Origin of the sequence: Kitasatospora sp. NPDC096077, assembly GCF_040303245.1 — a bacterium.
Classification (GTDB): Bacteria; Actinomycetota; Actinomycetes; order Streptomycetales; family Streptomycetaceae; genus Kitasatospora.
In genome coordinates this window covers 1-4,537 of sequence record NZ_JBEOSV010000134.1, presented here as the reverse complement: position 1 = coordinate 4,537, position 4,537 = coordinate 1, and the positions used below count along the sequence as shown (strand labels likewise).

At 67.4% G+C, this 4,537-nt stretch carries 7 protein-coding genes and 1 pseudogene; 4 read left to right on the top strand and 4 right to left on the bottom strand.

Annotated features, from left to right (window positions below):
• The first annotated feature begins 146 nt into the window (after nucleotides 1-146).
• Nucleotides 147-455, top strand: a complete 309-nt coding sequence (locus ABTZ03_RS43945) for a CPCC family cysteine-rich protein (protein WP_350518895.1) — start codon at nucleotides 147-149, stop codon at nucleotides 453-455.
• Between the two features lie 331 nt (nucleotides 456-786).
• On the opposite strand, the gene ABTZ03_RS43940 is transcribed toward ABTZ03_RS43945, so the two are convergent.
• Together ABTZ03_RS43940 and ABTZ03_RS44370 are read right to left on the bottom strand one after the other, a co-directional pair.
• Nucleotides 787-1,359, bottom strand: a complete 573-nt coding sequence (locus tag ABTZ03_RS43940; RefSeq protein WP_350518897.1) for a hypothetical protein — start codon at nucleotides 1,357-1,359, stop codon at nucleotides 787-789.
• 48 nt (nucleotides 1,360-1,407) lie between these two features.
• Nucleotides 1,408-1,803: an integrase core domain-containing protein gene (locus tag ABTZ03_RS44370; RefSeq protein ID WP_502894776.1), complete on the bottom strand. Its 396-nt coding sequence runs from the start codon at nucleotides 1,801-1,803 to the stop codon at nucleotides 1,408-1,410.
• Between ABTZ03_RS44370 and ABTZ03_RS44365 the strand changes: the two genes are divergently transcribed.
• The gene (locus ABTZ03_RS44365) at nucleotides 1,726-1,923 is read left to right on the top strand and encodes a hypothetical protein (protein ID WP_502894777.1); all 198 of its coding nucleotides are present in this window, start codon (nucleotides 1,726-1,728) and stop codon (nucleotides 1,921-1,923) included. The genes ABTZ03_RS44370 and ABTZ03_RS44365 overlap by 78 nt on opposite strands.
• Nucleotides 1,924-2,042: 119 nt before the next feature.
• Nucleotides 2,043-2,435, top strand: a complete 393-nt coding sequence (locus ABTZ03_RS43930) for a transposase (RefSeq protein ID WP_350518896.1) — start codon at nucleotides 2,043-2,045, stop codon at nucleotides 2,433-2,435.
• 35 nt (nucleotides 2,436-2,470) lie between these two features.
• Here ABTZ03_RS43930 and ABTZ03_RS43925 read toward each other — a convergent pair whose 3' ends face one another.
• The gene (locus tag ABTZ03_RS43925) at nucleotides 2,471-2,902 is read right to left on the bottom strand and encodes a hypothetical protein (RefSeq protein WP_350518894.1); all 432 of its coding nucleotides are present in this window, start codon (nucleotides 2,900-2,902) and stop codon (nucleotides 2,471-2,473) included.
• Between the two features lie 265 nt (nucleotides 2,903-3,167).
• Here ABTZ03_RS43925 and ABTZ03_RS43920 point away from each other — a divergent pair, with 265 nt between their 5' ends.
• On the top strand, nucleotides 3,168-3,683 hold the full coding sequence (locus tag ABTZ03_RS43920; RefSeq protein ID WP_350518893.1) for a hypothetical protein: 516 nt from the start codon (nucleotides 3,168-3,170) through the stop codon (nucleotides 3,681-3,683).
• A 54-nt stretch (nucleotides 3,684-3,737) separates the two neighbouring features.
• Here the strand turns inward: ABTZ03_RS43920 and ABTZ03_RS44360 are convergent.
• Nucleotides 3,738-3,893 (bottom strand): annotated as a pseudogene (locus ABTZ03_RS44360) (ATP-binding protein); the annotation flags it as partial.
• Between the last annotated feature and the right edge of the window lie 644 nt (nucleotides 3,894-4,537).

Below are 4,537 nucleotides of genomic sequence, written 5' to 3'. Positions count from 1 at the left end.
CACGGATCCCCCGGTGATCATGAAGCGTAGAGAACTCCATGATCGGGTGAGCCGTGCCTGCCTTGCTGCAACCACCTACTGGCGGACGCCCTTAGCTTGATCCTTAACCTGGACCGTCGGATGAGGAGCGGTGCCAGGATGGTTTCATGTCCGTCAACGATCGTCTGCCCCGATGCGCCTGCCCTTGCTGTGGTTGTCAGACCCTCATGGAGCGGGCGGACTTCGAGGTCTGTGGTGAGTGCGGCTGGGAGGACGACGGCCAGGATGATCACGACGCTGATGTCGTCCGGGGAGGTCCCAACGGGAGGTTGAGTCTGACTCAGGCCCGCATCGACTACCAGGAGGCGGTCCGGGAAGCGGACCTTCAGGAATCCGTCGTCTCGGGCGGTGAAGGCCTGTGGTGGTCGAGAGCGTTGAACGTTTCCGCCGATGATCCGGGGGACGTCCCGCGTTGATGTTGCCAGCCTCCAGGTGCCCGGTAGCTCGATCGGGTGATCACCGGACCTGAGGTCGGTCCTGTCGTAATCCTGGACTCCACGACGCGATCAAGGAATCGACGACAGGGCCGTGGTGATGAGTCGGGTGGAGCAAGCGGGCGAGCGTGAGGCATTCGCCGAGCTGTCACGCATCCGCGCGGGTTCCTACGAGTGTCTGTCTGCGCGGGCGGACGCGTTCTTCGAGCTGGCCGACGCCCTGCTGTGCTTGGACGGGCCGGTGCCTGGGCACCACGACCCGGGTCCTGCCGCTGGCCGTTCCTCGGCCGTGAGCCCGTTTCGGCGCCGTTGGTCAGGTCCCGAGTCCGGCGCGTTCGGCGACATCCGTGTCGAAGATGACGAGCACATCGTCAGTGCACAGGTAGAACGGCGCCGGCCCGTCAGGTTCGTGAGTGGCCGAGCGGCCGGCGGCGATCCACACCTGGCCAGTGGCGGTCCGTAGGTGGATGGCCTCCGGCATCGGAGTCGGGGCGCCGTGCTCCTCGCCGCACCATTGGATGCGACACGACTCGATCGGGCCGGAGAGGACCCCGGCCCAGAGAGGGTGCTCCGTGACCGCGACGCGTGCCGACCCGCCCGGCTCGCCGAGCCGGGAGAGGAAGTCGCGCATAGGAGCCGAGTAGAGCTCGACTCCGTAGTAGTCGAACGTGCTGCCCCAGACAGCCGAGTAGGTGTCGCCGTTGTCCATGGTCAGCTCGACGCCCATCGTCGGCTCGTGCCATGCTCCGTAGTCCCAGTCGTCAGGTTCGGTGCCCTCGTCCCCGACCATCAGCACGAAGTAGTCGACCGCGATGATGGTTCGTCCGGGCAGGCCAACGGCGAGTCGTTCGTAGCTGTCGGAGGTCAGGGGCGGCGCGGAATCCACCAGGACATCCTGCCAGTGGCGCTTCGACCGAGCGACCGGATTTCACGGTCACCGCGGCGGCCGCACGGCTGTTGTGCCCGCGCTGGAGTGCTGGGGTTCGATCGGCGGCCAGGAGGGTTCGTTGTTGGAGCTGGCCGGGCAGGCCGGCCCCGGCCGGTTGGAGTGCCGGCGGTGCGAGCGGGACCGCGCCGCGGCGGACTTGGGGTGCGCTGGTGCCGCCCGCCGCGGGTGACGTAGGCCCGGACGTAGGCGGATGCTTCCCGGGCTTTGGTGGCCGAGAGCCGAGTGGCGTCGTCTGCGGTTGTACCAGGCCATCCATGAGAAGACCGCGGTGCGGGCCTGGGGTCGGCTCATCCAGCGTGAACCGTGGAGCAGTTCACGCTGGAGCGTGGCGAAGAACGACTCCGCGAGGGCGTTGTCGTAGCTGGAGCCGACCCGCCCCATCGAACGCCGTATCCCGTGCGTCCGGCAGACCCCGGCGACTTCATCGGCGACCGCCCGGTCAACGCCGCCATCCACCCTGCCGGCCTGCCCGTTCACACCTCCGAGGACGAGGTGTTGTGACGACCAGTTGAATCCGCCGTGGCTCCCGTGGCTCCCGCGGCTCGGCGGTCTGCTGAGGAACGTGCTGACCGGCAGCCGCCAGGACCGCGCACGCCAATGGGAGGGAACCCAGGCGTAAGATCATCATTGAGCTGGCCGCCACCGGCCTGCTCCTCGCCGGTACGGAGAACCAGAGCGAGCCGGCCAAGCAGCGCCTCAAGGACCTCTGCACGCGCTGTGCTCACATTGCCGCGACCTGCCGGCTCGCCCGCGGCTTTGCCTCCCTCCTGAGACGCCGCGACGGCCACCGCCTCCAGGGCTGGCTCGCCGAGGCCGAGCAGAGCGAGATCACTGAACTCCACTCCTTCGCGAAGGGCTTGCGCCAAGACCTCGCCGCCGTCACCGCCGGGCTCACCACGGACTGGAACTCCGGCGCGGTCGAGGGGCACGTGAACCGGATCAAGATGATCACGCGCCAGCACTACGGCCGAGCCGGATTCGACCTCCTCAGGCGTCGCATCCTGCTCGTGTGAAGATCACCCGTCCTGAGGAAGATCGGCGAGCGGGATCATTGGGGCGGGGCGACCGGCTCCAGGTGATCAGTCTCCTGGTTGAGCAGGTAGGCCAGGGCACGGCGGTCGGTGCCAAGCGCCCCCAAGAAGAGGTCGACAGCGCCGTTCACGTCCTCGTGCGCGCGCTCCACCGCGAGGTCGACAAGCTGCTCGGGGGACATCTGGTAGCAGACCATGAACTTGACGCCCTTCACCTTGAAGGCAGCGCCCTCCACTTCACCGAGGTCATCCCAGCCGTGCTCCAGGGTCAACCGCAGGCGCTGGACGACTGCCTCCATCGGCACCCGCAGATACGCCACGATTCGGTAGTTCCAGGAGGCGACGACCAGCAGGCTCTGCTGGTACGCCGGATTTTTGCCTGTGTAGTAGGGAATCTCAACGGCTGGCTGCCAATCTTGTTCCGGCCCGGGAATCTCGATCTCCGCCATCGCCAGGCTCCCCCTCTGTGACCCACCCGTGCTCAACATGCCCACGGTAGCCGAGAGCCGACAACGGGCCATGCCAGACCCGGAGGGAGCGTGGTGCTGGCCGGACCAGCCAGCTCGACCGATGCAGCTCGTGAGCGATTCACGGAAAGTGTCGAAGAACCGAAATTCCCCAGGTCCTCGGGCCTTGCGTCCGTATCCTGTGATTCCGATGCCGCCCTTCGGCCGGCACTCGGGTTCGTCGGCGCTGAGGAGGGATGAGACTACTGTGACCGGTCTTGAGGCCACTCGCGCCGCGTTGCGCGAGCTGGAGGGACGGCCGTTCACGGCCATCGGCCGGGCCGCGACGCTCGTCTGGCTCACGTTCGGTGACGACGTGCCATGGGTGGACCATCGTGGCGAGCACACAGTCCGCCCGGAGATGTCGCTGCACTTGCAGTGCCGTTGGCGGCTGCTCAACGGCGTCTCCACGATGGTCCAGGAGGGCGATCTCTATGTTCCGGGCGCGCGGGCCGGAGCCGGATTCGAGGCTGGGGGCGAGATCGGGACGAGCCGGTTCGACGACCGCGTGAAAACCGTCATGCAGCTCATCGCAGCAGATGCTCCCGTCGTCGACCACGTGCGCATCGGCGACGAGTTCGACCTTCAGCTGATGCTCTCGTCCGGCAGGTCCTTGGAGGTGTTCCCGGCAGGGCGCCCGGAGTGGGAAGACTGGCGGTTCCTCAGCTCAGGCGAAGAGCGTCCGCACTATGTGGTGGAGAACGGCTCGGTGTTCAAGACGTGAGCTCGGCGTGCGCTCGCGGGCCCCGTCGCCGGGACCCGCGATGGCCAAAGTGAACTACTTGGTCAGGGCCTTCTCATCCGTCGTGGCAGATCCCCTCGGGCGCTTGTTGGGCCGGTAGTTGGGGCCGTTCATGCTGACCTGGTGGCTGGTGTTGATCAGCCGGTCCAGGAGCGACTCGGCGACGACGGGGTTGGGAAAGAGGGGAGCCGACGGGGCTGGTGTACGGCTTCCACGGGCGGGTGGTCTCGGACGTGCCGGTGGACGGATATCGGGTCGTGGCCTCGGTACGCGTCCGGCGCCTGGCCTGCCCGGTTCTGGGCCGCCCTCGGCAGGCGTTCGGTGGGCAGGTCCCAGGACTGATCGAGCGCTACCAGCGGCGCACGCGCCGACTCGCTGACCAACTCGGTGAGATCGTGGAGGAGTTACTGACCTTGAAGTCGTCTTGTCGTGGGGGCCGACGGTTGGTGATCGTCGCGGTACGTCACCACCGGATATGAGCCAGAGCCGTTCGCTGGACACACCCCGCCGCCACCGGCTGCGCAGCGTGCTCGTGGAACGCGGGGGCCGCGTCCACGTGCTCGCGATCCGCCATCTCCAGGTTCCCTGGCGAGGGCCTGCGGGGGACGGTATTGCCCAGTTGCCCAGTTGCCCAGTTGCCCAGTTGCCCAGTTGCCCGGTGGCTGCCCTGTGCGGCTCGGAGGCTGTTGTGCCCGTGCTGTCTCGGAGACGGTCGGGCCGGCCTCCCGGTCCTCGTGACTTGGAGGCCGGCCCGGTCGAAGGGGGAGTGTGCCGGTCAGGCGTTGTTGTCGGTGGTGGTCTTCATGAAGTCGCCGGGCGTGTACTGGCGGTCGAAG